Annotated in this window: 15 protein-coding genes; 4 read left to right on the top strand and 11 right to left on the bottom strand. The window is 46.4% G+C overall.

The genetic code is table 11. The features are described 5' to 3' along the window. Positions 1 to 71 precede the first annotated feature (71 nt). The 7 genes from ABH897_RS22000 to isdC form a co-directional block, all read right to left on the bottom strand. Positions 72 to 875 carry an ABC transporter ATP-binding protein gene (locus ABH897_RS22000; RefSeq protein WP_283653299.1) on the bottom strand — a complete coding sequence of 268 codons (804 nt, stop codon included), beginning with the start codon at positions 873 to 875 and terminating at the stop codon, positions 72 to 74. Further along, positions 865 to 1,848, bottom strand: coding sequence for a FecCD family ABC transporter permease (locus ABH897_RS21995; protein WP_283653300.1), 984 nt, complete (start codon positions 1,846 to 1,848; stop codon positions 865 to 867). The genes ABH897_RS22000 and ABH897_RS21995 overlap by 11 nt, the downstream gene beginning before the upstream one ends. 14 nt (positions 1,849 to 1,862) lie before the next feature. Continuing rightward, on the bottom strand, positions 1,863 to 2,798 hold the full coding sequence (gene isdE / locus ABH897_RS21990) for a heme ABC transporter substrate-binding protein IsdE (protein WP_404592699.1): 936 nt from the start codon (positions 2,796 to 2,798) through the stop codon (positions 1,863 to 1,865). Positions 2,799 to 2,956: 158 nt separating this feature from the next. Next, positions 2,957 to 7,639: an NEAT domain-containing protein gene (locus tag ABH897_RS21985; RefSeq protein WP_404592698.1), complete on the bottom strand. Its 4,683-nt coding sequence runs from the start codon at positions 7,637 to 7,639 to the stop codon at positions 2,957 to 2,959. Positions 7,640 to 7,732: 93 nt separating this feature from the next. Next, positions 7,733 to 8,230: an NEAT domain-containing protein gene (locus ABH897_RS21980; protein WP_283653303.1), complete on the bottom strand. Its 498-nt coding sequence runs from the start codon at positions 8,228 to 8,230 to the stop codon at positions 7,733 to 7,735. 32 nt (positions 8,231 to 8,262) lie between these two features. After that, positions 8,263 to 8,730, bottom strand: a complete 468-nt coding sequence (locus ABH897_RS21975; RefSeq protein ID WP_404520791.1) for an NEAT domain-containing protein — start codon at positions 8,728 to 8,730, stop codon at positions 8,263 to 8,265. 71 nt (positions 8,731 to 8,801) lie between these two features. Continuing rightward, positions 8,802 to 9,317: a heme uptake protein IsdC gene (gene isdC / locus ABH897_RS21970; RefSeq protein WP_283653305.1), complete on the bottom strand. Its 516-nt coding sequence runs from the start codon at positions 9,315 to 9,317 to the stop codon at positions 8,802 to 8,804. 397 nt (positions 9,318 to 9,714) lie between these two features. Here isdC and ABH897_RS21965 point away from each other — a divergent pair, with 397 nt between their 5' ends. From ABH897_RS21965 to isdG, 4 genes are read left to right on the top strand one after another with little or no spacing between them, the layout of a single operon-like run. Continuing rightward, the gene (locus tag ABH897_RS21965) at positions 9,715 to 10,695 is read left to right on the top strand and encodes an ABC transporter substrate-binding protein (protein WP_283653306.1); all 981 of its coding nucleotides are present in this window, start codon (positions 9,715 to 9,717) and stop codon (positions 10,693 to 10,695) included. Positions 10,696 to 10,698: 3 nt separating this feature from the next. Then, a complete protein-coding gene (locus ABH897_RS21960; protein ID WP_283653307.1) occupies positions 10,699 to 11,697 on the top strand; it encodes a FecCD family ABC transporter permease in 999 nt (332 codons plus the stop codon). Beyond that, positions 11,694 to 12,485: an ABC transporter ATP-binding protein gene (locus ABH897_RS21955; protein WP_134912656.1), complete on the top strand. Its 792-nt coding sequence runs from the start codon at positions 11,694 to 11,696 to the stop codon at positions 12,483 to 12,485. The genes ABH897_RS21960 and ABH897_RS21955 overlap by 4 nt, the downstream gene beginning before the upstream one ends. 1 nt (position 12,486) lies before the next feature. Beyond that, positions 12,487 to 12,843, top strand: coding sequence for a heme oxygenase (gene isdG / locus ABH897_RS21950; RefSeq protein WP_283653308.1), 357 nt, complete (start codon positions 12,487 to 12,489; stop codon positions 12,841 to 12,843). A gap of 114 nt (positions 12,844 to 12,957) precedes the next feature. Here isdG and ABH897_RS21945 read toward each other — a convergent pair whose 3' ends face one another. The 4 genes from ABH897_RS21945 to ABH897_RS21930 form a co-directional block, all read right to left on the bottom strand. Continuing rightward, a complete protein-coding gene (locus ABH897_RS21945) occupies positions 12,958 to 13,962 on the bottom strand; it encodes an MBL fold metallo-hydrolase (RefSeq protein WP_283653309.1) in 1,005 nt (334 codons plus the stop codon). 194 nt (positions 13,963 to 14,156) lie between these two features. Then, a complete protein-coding gene (gene cydS, locus ABH897_RS21940) occupies positions 14,157 to 14,267 on the bottom strand; it encodes a cytochrome bd oxidase small subunit CydS family protein (protein WP_404520786.1) in 111 nt (36 codons plus the stop codon). 6 nt (positions 14,268 to 14,273) lie between these two features. Further along, the gene (locus tag ABH897_RS21935) at positions 14,274 to 15,305 is read right to left on the bottom strand and encodes a cytochrome d ubiquinol oxidase subunit II (protein ID WP_283653310.1); all 1,032 of its coding nucleotides are present in this window, start codon (positions 15,303 to 15,305) and stop codon (positions 14,274 to 14,276) included. Continuing rightward, positions 15,302 to 16,648, bottom strand: coding sequence for a cytochrome ubiquinol oxidase subunit I (locus tag ABH897_RS21930; RefSeq protein WP_283653311.1), 1,347 nt, complete (start codon positions 16,646 to 16,648; stop codon positions 15,302 to 15,304). The genes ABH897_RS21935 and ABH897_RS21930 overlap by 4 nt, the downstream gene beginning before the upstream one ends. Between the last annotated feature and the right edge of the window lie 362 nt (positions 16,649 to 17,010).

The raw sequence follows: 17,010 nt of genomic DNA, 5'->3' as shown, positions 1-17,010 counted from the left end.
CCAGAACCATTTTTTCTTGTTTCCAAATTCGATGCCACCAGGAGACAGACGAGCCATTCAGTAGGCAGTATCTACACTCCCTGTGCTTGTAAATGTACGGAAGCTCCCACACCTATCGGAATAAGATACATTCCCGCCTCAGCGTCATGTCTTACGACTACTTCCACGCCGTATACTGCCTGAATCATATCGGATGTGACGACCTTAGCGGGCGGACCGTTCGTTATAATGCGTCCTTCCTTCATGGCAATCATAACGTCGCTATAACGAATAGCCTGATTGATATCATGCAGCACCATTACGATCGTCAGGCCGTATTCCTGATTTAACTGCCGGATGAGTTCCAAAATTTCAAGCTGGTAGTACATATCCAGATAGGTGGTCGGCTCATCCAAAAATAAAATCGGTGTCCGTTGTGCCAAGGCCATTGCAATCCATACACGCTGCCTTTCTCCCCCGGATAGCTGGTCCAGCGTGCGTGTTCTGCGTTCCTCCAGATTCGTACAGGCTATCGCCCATTCGACCGCCTGCTCGTCCTCGTCACGTCTGGCTGTGAACATGTTCTTATGCGGGAGTCTTCCGAAGCTGACGAGCTTTTCTACGGTCAAGTCAGAGGGTGCCTCATTCTGCTGATGAACTACCGCCAGTTGACGGGCTAGTTCCTTGGGCTTGTAGTGGGCAATCTCTTTACCGTCCAAAATCACTTGACCCAGGCGGGGAGCCGCATTGTTCGACATGACGCTAAGCAGCGTCGATTTGCCACAGCCGTTGGGACCAATGATGGTTGTAATCCGTCCCGGCTCAATGACAGCATTGATGGCGTGAAGACGATCCGTTTTCCGGTCATATGAAAAGGTAATATCCTTAATGTCCATAAGTGCGATCCGCCTTTCTGATCAGGAATATCAGGAACGGCCCGCCAATGACGGCCATAATAATGGAAGCCGGAATTTCATTGGGAGCAAGCACCGTCCGGCCCAGTGTATCCGCAAGCAGTAGCAACAAACCGCCGCACAAGGCGGAGAACGGAATCAGCCACTTGTGATCCGAACCAACCAAGTAGCGGGCACAATGCGGAACGAGCAGGCCGATAAAGGCAATAACTCCAGCAATGGCTGTAGCCGTTGCTGCAAGCAGCACAGCAATAACGGAGATCAAAAGCCGCGCACGCGTCACATTGAACCCCAGATTTTTAGCTGTTTTATCTTGCAGAGACAAAAAATTGCACCAGGAAAACACGAGCATGGCTAAAATCAGCCCAATCCCGCCATAGGTCACAATAACCTCGACATCAACCCATTTTTTCATGGACAAGGTTGAGGTTGTAACCTGATTAATGCTGGTGACCGCGTAACTGCCCCGATAGTTAAACGACTGCCCGAGACCCGAAAAAATCGCATTCACAGCGACTCCGATCAAGATCAGACGAATCGGATGCAGGCCGGATTTCCATGAAAATCCGTAAACCATGAGACAGGCCAACGCACCACCGATAAAAGAAAAGAAGGGCATCCAGAAATAGAGTGCCGGAAAGATCGTAACCGCAATCAGCGAAACCAAAGCTGCCCCCGAAGAAATACCGATAACCCCGGCATCAGCCAGCGGGTTTTTCATCACGGCTTGCAGTAAAACACCCGCCACCGCAAGCGTGGCTCCCGCCATCACGGCTACGATAATTCTCGGTAGTCTCAAATCCTTGACCACATTCACCTGATCATCCGTACCTGTCCACAATCCGGTCACCAATTGACTCAAATTCACCTTGAGACTGCCTGTCATCGCTGAATAGAGAATGACGCCGATGAGCAAGGCGATTACAACGATAAAGCTCCAACCTTTTTTCGACATGTCATCAGCTTCCTTTAATTCGAAGGATACAACATTTTCACTAGCTCATCCAGCGCCGAGTTTACCGCCAAATTTCCTGTTGTTCCAAACAGCGGCTCTGGCAGATCATAGACGTGTCCGTTTTTCACAGCGTTAAAATGTTTCCAAATATCGTTAGTTTTGAACTCTTCGTCGAACATTTTGACCACTTCATCTGGCATCCCGTGTGCAGCACGCAAGATAATATCCGGATTGGACTGTTGCAAGGCTTCTGTATTGTGGGCAATAAATTCAACCTTCTCACCTTGGACTACATTCGTCCCACCTGCAATTTTAACCAGATCTCCAATATAGGAATGCTCGGTAGCCACCAGATAGCTTCCCGGTACCCCCAGCAAGATCAATACTTTAGGGGATTTCTTCCCTTTGATCTTTTGTTGAATCTCGGCTACTTTAGCGTCCAAAGCTCCATTAATCTCCTTTGCCTTTTCGGCTTTGCCGAACGTATCTCCCAGCTTTTGAATTTCTTTTTGCATATTCGCTAGACTTTCAAAATTCAAAAATTCGGCATTGATCTTCATGTCCTTAAATTTAGGCTCCAGATCATATTTTAGTGTCGTAACCGACAGTACGTCCGTCGGCTTCAACGACATCACTTTTTCCATATCAGGACTCATCGGATTGCCCACATCAGGCACATCCTTATAACGGTCAGGCAGCACTTTCGTGCTTGTCGGCTTGCCTGCCAAATCCAGGCCCAGCGCATCCGTAATTTCCGTAATGGCTACCGTTGTAGCGACAATACGTGATTGTGCTTTATCGCCGGACGTTGCCACCGATTTTGCACCTTCATTATCGTTCTGTCCGGCCGCCGCCCCTCCCGAGCATCCGGCGAGCAACAAAAGCACCAGACCCATCAACATATAAAAGTAGAACGATTTCCCTTTTACCACAGCTGTATATCGTTTCATGAAAGCCAAATCACCTCAATTCAAAATATAGAAGCAGCATGAGCCTCAACTTTTCGGGTTATGAAATGCTGACAAGTCTTGATGCCAGGGCACCAAGACTTGCTTGCATACAAGCTATTCTGTTATTGGAGCAGGTTTGATGCTACTGCGACCTGATGTTATTTTGCTTTCAGACTCGCTTCATCAAACTGGAATTGAACGGTATACCAGTGATCATATGGCACGCCACCAAGAACTAAACCGGGCACAATGACGTGTGTGTAGGCACTGATTTTCCGAGACAAGTCCCCTGCTTCAAATTGAACGACACGCGTATCGCCAGATGTCGAGATAACCTCTACATCTTTCAGGCTACCATTCTGCTCCACTTGTAGAACAGGCATCCAGGAGCTATTCTTCAAAGTGACTTGAATATAACGCTTGTCTCCCTTTTCAATCAATGTAGCAGGCTTGTCGAGGTATCCATCCATGACGGAAGCTTCGCTCGTTTTATCTTTAAATACATTGTAATTGATCGTGTATTTCTTCTCGGAAGTGACTGTTTGAGCTGGTTGCTCAACTACAGGTTTCGTTTCAGCCACAGGTGTTGGCGTTTCTGCTGTCCGCTCAGTAGCTGGTGCGGTTGTAGCTGCATTGAGTCCCTCACCTTTAAGCGATGCACGGTCAAATTGAATTTGTCCGCCGAACTTCTCATTCAAAATAAATTTCTCAGGCAAGTATACCTGTGTGTACACGCTCAGCTTTTTGTCCAGATCAGGCACTTCAAAAGCGATGGTGCGCGTGTCACCTTTCGTGTTGGAACCAACAACGGTTGGATTGGCATAACGGCCTTCAAAGTCCGTTTGGAACAACTTCAAAGCCTGATTGTCCGTAACGGTTAGATGTGCTTGCACTTTGCCATTCTTCACAACCAGCTTCGCCAGACTCTGTACAAAAGGAGCCACAAGAGAATCCTTGTCCGTTCCATTCGCCAGCACACGGAAGTTCGCTGTGTACTCTCCATCGGCTAAATTGCTTTTCCCTTGTTCAACTTCGCCTGTCTTTTTATCGTTGTAATACGTTACATCGCTAGTATTGAATTTGAATTCAAAATCATATACCTTCTCCACACGATCCTCAGCCTTGAAGACCATCGGAGCAGCACTCGCTACCTTCGGAGCTTCGTAAACAACCAGTTGGCCTTTTACGTTGTTCTTAAAGTCGCTCACGCTAAAACGAACGTTCTTTGTATTACTTGCTGCATCTTCCTGGGTCACTTCTGCGTCTTTGTAGCCTCCGCTTGCGTTATCCCAAATGCGCAATGCCTTCACTTCATTACCGTTTTGCAGCTTCAGACCTACAAACCGTTTGTCGCCTTCCACGACCAATTGCGCTGGTTCATTGGCAATAAAGCGTTGAGCCGGAGAATTCTCTCCTGTTGTTCTATCCGCTAAAACAATACTGAATTTCAAAATATATTTACCATTGGCGAGCTTGTCAAAATCCAATTTAACGATTGGATCTGCCGCTCCTGTAGAGGACGGTTCGACAAAGCTGCGAATGGTAGCAGGCTCGAATTGATACTGCACGTCGTATACGTGGTCATAAGGGATGCCACCCAAATCCAGACCCGGTACAATGACATGTGTATTAACCATAACTTTATCCGATAGATCTGCGACTTCAAATTGGACGGTTCTTGTATTTGCAGAGGTCGATTGATCAATAACCTGAGCCTCTGCACCGTTTACCTTGAACGTTTTAATCCAGCTGCTCTTGTCCATTTTGATCTGGATCAAATTTTTGCCGGATTGCTTCAACAGAGTGGCTGGTTTTTGCATATAGCCATCCATTACAGATATTTCATTGCTTCCGTTTTTGAGCACAGAGAAATCAATGCTATATTTGCCGTTCTCAGTCCCAGGAGTTGTACCCCCATCCGTTCCTTTAACCGCAATGCTGCTACGGTCGAATTGAAGACGAATCTTATGGTCCATCTCATAAACTGTTCCGTTATAGCTCGTACTTACGTGGACCTGTGCATTCAGAATAGCGTCCAAGTCTGCCACTTTAAACTTTACAACACGAGTGTCGGCTTTCTTGTCCACACTTACGACATCTGCATCCGTCAACGTTCCGTTTTGTTCCGTTTTAAACTCCGTCACAGTGGCGCTGTCTTTGATCGTAAAGGAAGCTTCATACTTACCCTTTGATACCGTCAACGTTGCTGGAGACAACAAATATTGCGCCATTGCTGATTTTTGATCTTTCGTTGCATGCAATGCATCGAAGTTGATTGAATAAGTTCCATCAGCTAAGGCCTTTCCGGGCGTACCTGGCGTTCCAGGGTCAACCGGGGTTGTTGCCGCTCCTAACTGGAGATCAACATCATAGGTATTTACATAGTTCAATTCAGGCCAGTTGATGCTTACCCATGCGTTCAGCTTGGCAGGCACTTCTTTAACCTCGAATTCAATAACACGTGTATTGGCCGTTTTGTCTTCGCTTACTACGATTGCGTTGGTCAACACTCCGTTTTGTTCTACTTTGAAGCCATCAATTTGCTTGCTGTTTTTCAAAGTGAACTGTACATATTTCTTGCCACTACGTTCAACCAGAGTACCTGGTTTTTCCGTATATCCATCCATCATGGACTTTTCACTTGAACCGTCTTTTAACAGCGTGAAGTCCAGATTTGATGTTACCGGATTTGATCCATTGTCCGTTCCCGGCAGGCTACTTTTGTCAAATTTAAGGCGGATATTATGATCCATTTCATACGGAGTTCCATTAAAACTCGTGCTGATATGCACTTGTGCATTCAAAACGGCATCCAAATCGGCTACTTTGAATTTCACTACGCGAGTATTCGCTGCTTTATCCTCACTCACAATACCCGTGTCCGTCAAAGTTCCATTTTGTTCCGTTTTCAGCTTCGTTACTGTAGTGCTGTCTTTAACAGTAAAGGAAGCTTCATACTGACCCTTTTGCACCGTCAATGTTGCAGGAGACACCAGGTATCTTGCCATCGAAGATGCTTCTTCCTTGGTTGCATGAAGCGTATCGAACTTAATCGAATACGTTCCATCGGCCAAGCCTGATGAGGTTGCAGAACTTAATTGAAGATCCACATTATACGTCTGCACGTAGTTCAATTCAGGCCAATTGATGCTAACCCATGCATTCAGCTTGGCTGGCACTTCTTTGACTTCAAATTCAACAACGCGCGTGTTAGCAGTTTTGTCCTCACTTACCGTGGTAACATCCGCTAATACTCCCTTTTGTTCTACTTTAAAGCCATCAATTTGCTTGCTGTTTTTCAAAGTGAACTGTACATATTTCTTGCCACTACGTTCAACCAGAGTACCTGGTTTTTCCGTATATCCATCCATCATCGACTTTTCATCTGTTCCATCCTTCAAAAGGGTGAAGTTCAAATTAGAACTCGTTACTGAAGGAGATGTACCCGTTTCAGTAATGCTACTCTTGTCGAACTGGAGACGGATCTTATGATCCATTTCATACACAGTTCCTTGAAAACTTGTGCTTACATGTACTTGTGCATTCAGAATAGCGTCCAAATCCGCTACCTTGAATTTCACAATGCGAGTATTGGCTGTCTTGTCCTCACTTACAATATCTGCATCCGTTAGCGTTCCGTTTTGCTCTGTTTTGAACTCCGTCACTGTCGTGCTGTCTTTAATGGTGAAGGAAGCCTCATATTGACCCTTCGTTACCGTCAAAGTCGCCGGAGACATCAGATATTGCGCCATTGACGAAGCTTGATCCTTGGTAGCATGCAGAGTATTGAAGTTAATGGAGTATATTCCATCTGCCAAGGTGGATGGTGACTGTACCGCAGCCAACTGAAGGTCTACATTGTAGGTGCCTACATAGTTTACCTCCGGCCAGTTGATACTTACCCATGCGTTCAACTTGGCAGGCAGTTCCTGGACTTCAAATTCAATCATTCGTGTATTCACAGTTTGATCTTCACTTACTACGGAAGTGTCCGTTAACACCCCATTTTGTTCTACCTTGAAGCCATCAATCTGCTTACTGTTTTTCAATGTAAATTGGGCATATTGTTTACCGTTGCGTTCTATCAGAGCACCCGGTTTCTCCGTATACCCATCCATCGTAGACTTTTCATCTGTTCCATCCTTCAAAAGGATGAAATCCAAATCGGATAGCTTTTCTCCTCCACCAGGAGGCGTTACCGGTGGTGTTACTGGTGGAACAGTTGGATTCTCCGTTGAGTTTTTAAGTCTCAGACTGGAAGGATCAAACTCAATCCATTCCTTCACCGAATAGTCAGGATCAGTATCTACATACCATGGAGAACTGCTATTAAATCCAAACTCCGTATTTACATTTTGATGAAAATCATAAACATCGAAACTTACAGTTCCCGAAGTTTTTCCGGAATCTACTTCTATTTTTGCGGGAACCGTTTCCCCGTTTTGTTCTACCAGAAATTTCGAAAGACCTTGAGCTTCCGCAAACTTAAATGAAAAATGATATTTTCCATCTTGGATTGTCAAATCCCCAGGGAAGGTATAGTTCGTTTTAAAACTCGAATCCCGAGTACTTCCAGTAGAGGTCTTTCTTAAAGGCTTGTAGTCGATAAGATATTCCCCATTAGCATAGGTAGCCGTTGTGGCATTAGCAGGTTCGGTATATGTGCCAGGTGCTTCCTCATAGGTAGCATAGGTTGCACTAGTTACTGTAGTGCTGGAGCTAGACTGATTAGTTTGAGATGACTCATCCTCAGACGCCGCCAGTACATACGGGGAAAATAAAGAAAACAACATTATAATAGCGGCAAATGTCGTAAAATATTTGTTGAATCGGCTTTTCAAAGTGATGTATCCCCCTACTTAAAATATACTCATTTGGAGCTTTGAAACTCCAAATGAGTATTCAGTTCAAATCAATATTTTTACAAAAAAACCTTAAATATCGCTGTCGTCAAATTGGAATTGAACCACATAATCATGATCGTATGGAATACCACCAGTGTATTCTTCAGGCACACTTACATGCAGTTTAACGTTCAATTTTTGGGACGAGCTACTGACAGGGAACTCTACTATTCTTGTATCTCCTGATGTGCTTACCACAGTCGCATTCACATATTGACCATTTTGTTGCGTTTTGAATTCAGTGACCCAAGCACTTTTGGTAATAGCTACTCTCACTTTATTTTGACCATTCGTAACAATTAGAGTGGCTGGTTTTTTTACATAACCATTGGTATCCATGTAGGATTTTTCAGTGGTTCCATCTTTATAAATCGTATAAGGTAACTGATACGTACCGTTAGGCAAAGCCGCATGTGCTTGATTGGAAGAAAACGGAGCTAGTACCACAAAAACAAGCGCAGCCATCAATACAGTAAGCATCACTTTTTTTAAAGACAATTTTTCCATACGGTTCATGATCATGTTCATGTTCTCAGTCTCCTTTTACGTTGTATTTTGGATTAGATTTCGTCGAATTGCAGTTGTACGTCATACTTGCCTGTATAGCCAATGACTGGAATGGTGATTTCAGCATAAGCGTTGACTTTAGCATTCAGGTCAGCAACTTCGAATTCTACTACACGAGTGTTGTTGGCAGTATCTGTACTTACCACAGTCGCGTCTTGCAGTACGCCATTTTGTTCCACTTTGAACGTTGTGATCAGATTGCTGCTTTTCACGGTCAAACGCACAACATTTTTGCCATTAGCTACAATAACCTGAGCTGGTTTCGTCAAATAGCTATCCAGACGGGAGGTTTCATTCGTTTGATCTTTCAGAACGGTATAGTCTACTGCATACGTGCCATCGGCTGCTGCCGCTTTAGCTGAGAATGGAGCAATAACTGCAAAAACAAGCGCTGTCATGATCAATGCTACGAGTACCTTTTTGAAAGAAAACTGTTCAAAGCGATTCATTACCATATTCATATCTACACACACTCCTCCATTTTTTATGCTTGAATTTATGTTGATTTCATGAACGATAAGATTGCTTGAATTTACTTCTTAGAAGATTTGGTTGATTTCGTTGATTGGACAGCTGCTACTTTTTTGACACTTTTGGAATCAAAAGCGAAGCGAATGGTATAGTCATGATCATAGTTATACGCAGGGACGGTAACATGAATTTTTGAAATTAGCGGGCTGTTCACAGTTGTTATTGGAAATTGTACAGTGCGGGTATCAGTTTTGGCATCCTTATGAATGACCTTTGTGTCGATGATTTTGCCTTTGTAATCCACTTTAAACCCGGTTGTCCATTCGCTGTGATTCAGCTTGATTTGCATGGTCATTTGGCCTTTTTTCACATACAACTTGGCTGGCTTCTCAAAATAATCATTAGCCATGGATACAGAATCGTTTTCGGCCTTGAGAATATCGTATTTAAGCGTGTATGTACCATCCGCCAATTTTGTAGAAGCCGTAGCGGCTACCACAGATGATGAAGTTGGCCAAAAGCTCAGCACACTGACCAGCAGAAACACAGCAATCATTGCAGAATAACCCTTCCTCATTTTGACAGCAGTCCCTCCCCACGAGAATATAAGTAATTGATTATCATTCTCAATTGAATTTTTAAAAAAATAGCTCTTCTTGAGCTGTTCCTCCCCACCTTCCCATCCAGAAATTCGCAAAACCAAGTGAACCCATCACCAATATATCTTACACTTTTCGAATATGTCAATATGTATTTGCGTGTATATAACCCCTTGATATATGCTATTTTTTAAGAAAAATTTAGGACACCTTCCTCTATACCAAGAATCCCCTCCTCTCCATTTCAGTAAAAAAATTATTTAAAATTTTGGTTTTTTCAATTGACAATTCCTATTGATATTCATTATCATTCTCTTATACATAAATGAAAATGATTATCATTATTGTTTAACTTAAAATTGCAGGAGGAATGACATGAAATCTTATGTGTTGTGGTCATCCGCAGCGCTTTTATTGGCAGTTACCGGATGTAGTAATGGTACTCCGGCCGCAGATCACAAACCAACCACTGCATCTGTATCTGCCACTTCCGGCACAACAAGCGATGCGGCGATTCAGGTTACTGATTTTTCAAAACGGACGTTGGCGTTCCAAGGTGTCCCTCAACATATCATTGCACTCAGCAATGGCGATCTGGATATCATATATGCTTTGGGCGGGACAGCCGTTGGCAGACCCAACTCGAATGGACCTTCCGTCGTGCCTGCTGCTGAAAACGTTCAACAAGTAGGCTCTACTCATGAAGTCGATCTGGAGAAAATTACGATGCTCAAACCGAATGTCGTATTAGGCAATTACCCTATGAATGAGAAGGACATTCCAGCTATTGAAGGTGTCGGTTCACAGCTGCTGCTGACAGGGGCCAATTCAGTCAAAGATATTCAGTCGCAAATTACACTCTTCGGACAATTACTGCAAAAGCAGACTCAGGCCGTGAAGCTGAATCAGCAAATTGACCAACAGGTAGCCACATTACAAAAGGAAACAGCCTCAACCTCCAAACCTAAAGTGCTGCTTGTTTACGGAGCCCCGGCCACATATATGGCGGCATTGCCGAATTCATTAGGCGGAAATATTCTGGAAATGGCTGGCGGTGCCAATATTGCCGCTGATTTTCCGGGCCTGCAAAATTTCCCGCAATACGCGCAGCTAAACACGGAACGCATCGTACAGGCCGACCCTGACTACATCCTGATTATGACCCACGGCAATACGGAAGAGGTCAAAGCCGCATTTATCAAGGAAATGCAGGAAAATGCAGCCTGGAGCGGAATCAAGGCGGTCAAAAACAATCAGGTCGAGGTATTACCCTCCGATCTGTTCGGAACAAATCCGGGCACACGGGTTACTGAGGCACTGGATTTGATGCACCAAAAGCTGTATCCGGCGAAATAAGCGATGAACAAACTACAACGCGCCAGAAGACGCACCATCGCCTGGATTACGCTTCCGATCTTGCTGTTAGCTGTATCCGTGTACGGCCTGGCTTACGGATCGGTGTCGATTCCACTACGAGAAATCAATCAGGTTTTGCTACATAATGATGACTCCACCTATCGCACGATCCTAATGGATCTCCGGCTGCCCAGAGTATTAGTGGGTCTGCTCGTAGGAGCCTGTCTGGCAGCTGCGGGAGCACTTCTTCAGGGAGTCATGAAAAATCCACTGGCTGATCCCGGCATTATTGGTGTATCGGCTGGTGGCGGACTCGCTGCGGTCATCACGATGGTCATGCTTCCACAGCTTAGCTACCTTCTTCCGGTAACTGCCTTTTTGGGAGCCTTCCTGACTGCCGTTGCAATTTACCTGCTGGCTTGGGATCGGGGAGCCTCTCCCGTCAAAATCGTATTAGCGGGTGTTGCGATCAACGCACTGCTGGGCGCGGTCATGAACGGCGTGATGGTCATGTACAGCGACCGCGTGCAAGCGGTTCTCCCTTGGCTATCCGGCGGATTGAACGGACGAAGCTGGCATCATCTGGAGTTCATGGCGCCTTACGCCATCATTGGCTTAATCGCCTCCCTGTTTGCGATCAAGCCTGCCAATTTGCTGCTACTGGGCGACGATTCAGCGCAACTGCTCGGACAGCGTGTAGAGCTTCAGCGGCTGCTCATTATTTTGCTCTCTGCCCTGCTCGCCGGTACGGCGGTCAGCGTAGCGGGGCTGATCGGTTTTGTAGGACTGGTCGTTCCTCATGTTATCCGCCTGCTGATCGGGGAGGATTATCGCTTCCTCCTTCCCCTTTCCATTCTGGGCGGCGGGACACTGGTCGTACTGGCGGATACGGTGGCACGGTCCTGGTTTGATCCGATTGAACTGCCTGTAGGTATTTTGCTAGCCGTCATCGGAGCGCCGTTCTTTTTAATCCTGCTCAAGAAACGGGGGAATTTCGGATGACAGCCATTCAGGGTGAGCATATCTCCTTGCAGCGCGGGTATTTCAAGCTGGACGATGTAAATATCACCTTGCCCGCCGGACAGCTCACCGCGATTGTCGGGCCCAACGGTTCGGGCAAATCCACGCTTTTACGGATCATTACCCGGCTGCTCAAGCAGGATCAGGGGCAGGTTTCCGTACTGGGCAAGCCCGTGCAGGAGTACAAGCGGCGTGATTTTGCCCAGACGATTACCATGCTGCCGCAAATGAAGGATATGCTGCCTTTATTAACAGTTCGTGAGCTGGTCGCTTACGGAAGATCCCCTCATGCCAAAGGCTTGAGGACACGGCATACCGGACAGGATCAGCATATTGTGGACCATGTCATGGAAATCACAGGCATGAAGCCCTATGCGGATCGGATGTTCCATACTCTATCGGGAGGTGAACAACAAAAAGCGCGAATTGCAATGGCTTTGGCCCAACAAACGGGCATTCTTTTGCTCGATGAACCTACCACTTTTCTGGATATCGCCCATCAATTTGAGGTTATGGATATGCTGAGGCGTATCAATCACGAGTCCGGCTTAACGATTGTTATGGTACTGCATGATTTACAGCAAGCTGCGGCCTATTGTCATCATATGATTGCGCTTAAAAGGGGACGAATTGCCATGGCTGGCGAACCCCGTCAGATTTTGACGTCTGCTTTTCTTCGCGACATTTATGAAATGAACGCTACTATCAAATTTGAGGATGGCTATCCGGTCATTATACCGACCATACCACATCATTCAGGAGGAATTTAATATGATTATTGTTACAAACACATCTAAAATCACCCCGGGCAATGCCCACCTGCTCATCGAACGCTTTAACAAAGAAGGCAAAGTGGAGAAAATGGAAGGCTTCCTCGGTCTGGAAGTACTGCTCACTGAAAACACAAAAGATTATGAGGAAGTAACGATTAGCACACGTTGGAAGGAAAAAGAGAACTTCCAAGGCTGGACCAAAAGCGAAGCTTTCCGTGAATCACACAGCCACCGCCAAATTCCGGACTATATTTTAGAAAATAAAATTACGTTTTATGAAGTCAAAATCGTGCGGCATCCCATTACCAACACCGATTCCGATTCCTTTCTGGTGAACGATACCGAAGCGGTTTAATCCTGTAACACAGCGACAGACTTGTCTGCCTGCACCTTTTCACTCATTCAAAAGCAATCATAAAAAGCGACTCCGCAGACCATTGTCCGCAGAGTCGCTTTTTATGTGAGATCCTCAGATTGTAGTTGAACAGCGGCTTTGAATTTTCAGCGTCTCACCGTGTCCCAGTATATGAATGCGCTCCTTGGCGATGCCCAAGCGTTCACGCTCCGCTTCAAGACGATCCAGCGCCTCTTTCGGCGTATCATCCGCCAGCTTAAAGGCTCCGTAATGCATCGGGATCATCTGATCCGCGCCGCAATCCACGAACCCCTGCAACGCCTCCTCCGGTGTCACATGCTGCGAAGTCATGAACCATTCCGGCTCATATGCACCAATCGGCATAAAGGTCAGGTCAATGTCAAAGCGCTCGCCAACCTCCTTAAAGCCACGAAAATATCCGGTATCTCCCACAAAATACAACGTCGGTGCAACTGCTGTATCTGAATTAGAATCCGTTTCTGTGACGGACGTGGCAGAGCCAATCACCTGCTGCTCACTTTGCAGCACATATCCACCCCAATGCGAAGTATTCGTATCAAACGGCGTACGCCGCGTCCAATGCTGGGCCGGAACAAATGTGAAGCGCACCCCGCCTATCGTAAAATGATCCCACCATTTCAGCTCATGGCAGTTACGGAAGCCTTTGCGGACCATTTTCGACTTTAACCCCGAAGGTACAAGCATCAGCGTATCTGCACGATACAATTTGCGCAACGATTCCATATGCAAATGATCATAATGCGAATGAGACAGCAGAATGATGTCCAACGGCGGTACATCCTGAATGCGGATGCCGGGCGGAGCCAGTCTTTTGTCGAAAGCCATACGCTCAGCCCACACCGGATCCGAAACGATGTTCAGTCCAAGATACTGGATGAAAAAGGTAGAATGCCCCACCCAGGTCGCCGTCGTCGTTTCCCGGTTACTGTGCAAAAACTCCAGCTCCGGGGGATGGTTCGGAACAACGAACGTATAATCCTTCGTTTTGCTGCGGCGCTCCTGCCGCCATTGTCTGAATTGCTTGAGTGTTTTATCCGTGTTGACATGATCCATGTTGTTAAAACGAACTTTGGGCATGATGTAACTCCTCCCCTGATGGACCCGTTCTCCAAAGAAACCGAAACGGTTCAATTCATTTATATATTACACGCGAGTGTGAACATCAAATGATGCAACATGCTGGTGTATGTAAAGTATAATTCAATCCGCCTTTTACATGCAAAAATGGACCCTCCCCCATCAATCAGGAAGGGCCATCTCAGATGCTGCTGTCAGTCCTGTGGATTTTTAAAGCGTGCCGAGTACATAAACAGAAACACAATCGCCACCACAATAATAATAGGCGACTCATACATGATCGTAAAATGCTCGAAAGCGGCCATTTGTACTCACCCTTTCTTCCCCGCTTGTCCTCGCACATAATCCGCATCGAACAGGAACAGTCTCAAGATCAGGATCAGTGACGGAATCAGCACCAGCAGCCCCGCACTAAACGCCGTAATCAATGCATACGCCATGGCGGAGTTCGTAAAGCTGTGATGCACATTAATGTAGGGATACAAAACATACGGCAAATGCGAGCGGCCATAGCCATACCAGGCAAATGCAAATTGCAGCATGACCAGAATAAAGGAGGTTCCGAGATGACGCCGCCGCCATACCAGATAGACAGCTCCGACAAAGCAGACGAAGGAGGCGACAAACATCCATGCCATGTTCAGCATATTGGCAAAGTGGTCCGGATTTTGTTTGTTAATCTGAAAAAATGCGAGCAGACTCGCCACAATCGTTGGGCCGCTCCAGAGCAGCGCATATCCACGCACGATTTCAAAAGCAACCTTGTCTCCTGCCCTTTTGGCATAATAGGACAGAAACATCGCCGAGATATACAGCACACTCACCAGCGCCAGGAAAATAACCGCCCACGTATAGGAATTACTTAATAACTCACCCCAGCGCAGATGAACACCTGTGCTGTTTTCCACAATAATGCCGCCTTCCGAAATGGCGAGAACCGTCGACAGCGCCGCCGGAATCAGCAGCCCTGTCGCGCCGTACAATGCCATGTAGACGATATTATTTGTACCGGAATGTCCATACGTATTGTACGCATAATACACCCCGCGAATCGCGAGAAGCACAATTGCAATACTGCCGGGAACGAGCAGCGCTGTGCCATAGTAATAAGCCGCATCCGGGAAGAAACCATTCAGTCCCACCACGAAAAAAATGAGGAATACGTTCGTTACCTCCCACACCGGTGATAAATACCGTTGAATAATGTTGTGGATTTTGTTCTGGTGACCTGTCAGCACACTGTAAAAGCTGAAAAAGCCTGCGCCAAAATCAATAGATGCCACAATCAAATAACCGAACAGGAAGGTCCACAAAATGGCGATACCGACAATTTCATAGCTCACTTCCCTTCAGCCCCTTCCAGACCCAACTGCTTCAGCTCTTCCACTGCATCTTTATTTCGGAACAGCTTGCTGAGAACCTTAATGGCCGAGAAGCACAACACGAGATACAAAATGATAAACATCACGAGCATCCATCCCACACTGGTGGAGGTGGTCGCTGCTTCGGACACCTTCATATAGCCGCGCAAAATCCACGGCTGCCTGCCAACCTCCGCGAACATCCAGCCCAGCTCAATGGCTACCATAGCCATCGGCCCCACCAGAATGAGTGCCAGCAGCAGCCATTTGGGGTATGGTTTGCGTCCTGGCAAACGTTTGCGAATCAGATACAACAGCGGAATGACGAGAATCAGCACTCCAGTCGTGATTTTGAGATCGAACATATAGTGGATAGACAGCGGCGGACGCTGATCCACAGGATAATCATTCAGTCCCTTGACCTCCGTACTGGGCAGGTTCCCGGCTAAAACACTAAGCGCATAAGGCACTTTCAGGGCATACTTGATATCTCCGTTCTTGTCCATATAGCCGCCATATACGAAAGGAGCGTGCGTCATTGTATCAAAATGCCATTCGGCGGCAGCCAGCTTTTCCGGCTGATATTTAGCCAGGAATTTACCGGAAGCGTCTCCGATCATCACGGTGCTGATGGCAAATACAATGGTGCAGGTGGCGGTCAGCTTCAGCGCTTTTTTAAAATACGGGTGGTTACGCCCCCGCAACATACTATAGGCAGCCAGTCCCATCAGCAGCCCGGCGCTCAACGTATACGAAGAAGCCAGCACATGAGAAACTTTGGTGGGCGTGGCCGGATTCAGCATGGCCTGGATGGGATGAATATCTGTCATGACTCCATTTTTAAGTGTAAAGCCTTGAGGCTGGTTCATGAACGAGTTCACAGTTGTAATAAAAACCGCTGATGCAGATGAGGCAATCGCTACCGGAATGAGCAGCATCAGGTGAAAATATTTGCTTTTAAACCGATCCCAGGTGTACAAGTAGATACCCAGAAAAATGGCTTCAATGAAAAAAGCAAACGTCTCCAAAAACAGGGGCAGCGCAATCGCTTGTCCAGCCACCCGCATAAAGGTAGGCCAAAGCAAGCTGAGTTGCAGTCCAATGGAAGTACCTGTGACGACACCTACGGCAACGGTGATGACAAACCCCCGCGCCCACCGTCGGGCCAGCAGCGTATAGTGCGGATCACCAGTTCGCAGCCCGCGCCATTCCGCGAGCGCAATCATCAAAGGCACGCCAACGCCAATGGATGCAAATACAATATGAACAAACAGGGTAATTCCGGTCAACATCCGGCTTAGCAATACGGGGTCCAGTGAAGACAAATGGTACTCACTCCTTCATTTCACATTTTAAATAGAAAGCACGTGTATATTATTCCTTTGGATTAAGATCTAGGGAGTCAGGCGGGCTATACTTTTAATGACTGCGTACAGCATAATAGCCGCTATCACAATACACACAATAATGAGCGTCCTTTCCTGCTTGCGGAACATAGGAACGCCTCCTTTACTCGTCGTTTGGAGCATGGGGAGAACACATCTTAGTCTAGCTAAATTTTGTTATTTTTAACCATGCTGCCGTTATAAATTTAGCAGGATTCCATTTTGAATATTGCCATGTGCATTCGAATCGTTCTGGGCAGCTACTTTTTAGCCTCATTAGTGTGAGATTTATCATTGTATTT

Source organism: Paenibacillus sp. RC73 (genome assembly GCF_044908085.1).
Classification (GTDB): domain Bacteria; phylum Bacillota; class Bacilli; order Paenibacillales; family Paenibacillaceae; genus Paenibacillus; species Paenibacillus terrae_A.
This window is presented reverse-complemented; position numbering and strand designations above follow the sequence as displayed.

Excerpts from the sequence above, each read along its gene's own strand:
- isdC (WP_283653305.1), bottom strand. The coding sequence starts at position 9,317 with ATGAGGAAGGGTTATTCTGCAATGATTGCTGTGTTTCTGCTGGTCAGT.
- ABH897_RS21955 (WP_134912656.1), top strand. The coding sequence starts at position 11,694 with ATGACAGCCATTCAGGGTGAGCATATCTCCTTGCAGCGCGGGTATTTC.
- ABH897_RS21960 (WP_283653307.1), top strand. The coding sequence starts at position 10,699 with ATGAACAAACTACAACGCGCCAGAAGACGCACCATCGCCTGGATTACG.
- isdG (WP_283653308.1), top strand. The coding sequence starts at position 12,487 with ATGATTATTGTTACAAACACATCTAAAATCACCCCGGGCAATGCCCAC.
- ABH897_RS21945 (WP_283653309.1), bottom strand. The coding sequence starts at position 13,962 with ATGCCCAAAGTTCGTTTTAACAACATGGATCATGTCAACACGGATAAA.
- ABH897_RS21975 (WP_404520791.1), bottom strand. The coding sequence starts at position 8,730 with ATGAATATGGTAATGAATCGCTTTGAACAGTTTTCTTTCAAAAAGGTA.
- ABH897_RS21995 (WP_283653300.1), bottom strand. The coding sequence starts at position 1,848 with ATGTCGAAAAAAGGTTGGAGCTTTATCGTTGTAATCGCCTTGCTCATC.
- ABH897_RS21965 (WP_283653306.1), top strand. The coding sequence starts at position 9,715 with ATGAAATCTTATGTGTTGTGGTCATCCGCAGCGCTTTTATTGGCAGTT.
- ABH897_RS21980 (WP_283653303.1), bottom strand. The coding sequence starts at position 8,230 with ATGAACATGATCATGAACCGTATGGAAAAATTGTCTTTAAAAAAAGTG.
- isdE (WP_404592699.1), bottom strand. The coding sequence starts at position 2,798 with ATGAAACGATATACAGCTGTGGTAAAAGGGAAATCGTTCTACTTTTAT.
- ABH897_RS22000 (WP_283653299.1), bottom strand. The coding sequence starts at position 875 with ATGGACATTAAGGATATTACCTTTTCATATGACCGGAAAACGGATCGT.
- cydS (WP_404520786.1), bottom strand. The coding sequence starts at position 14,267 with ATGGCCGCTTTCGAGCATTTTACGATCATGTATGAGTCGCCTATTATT.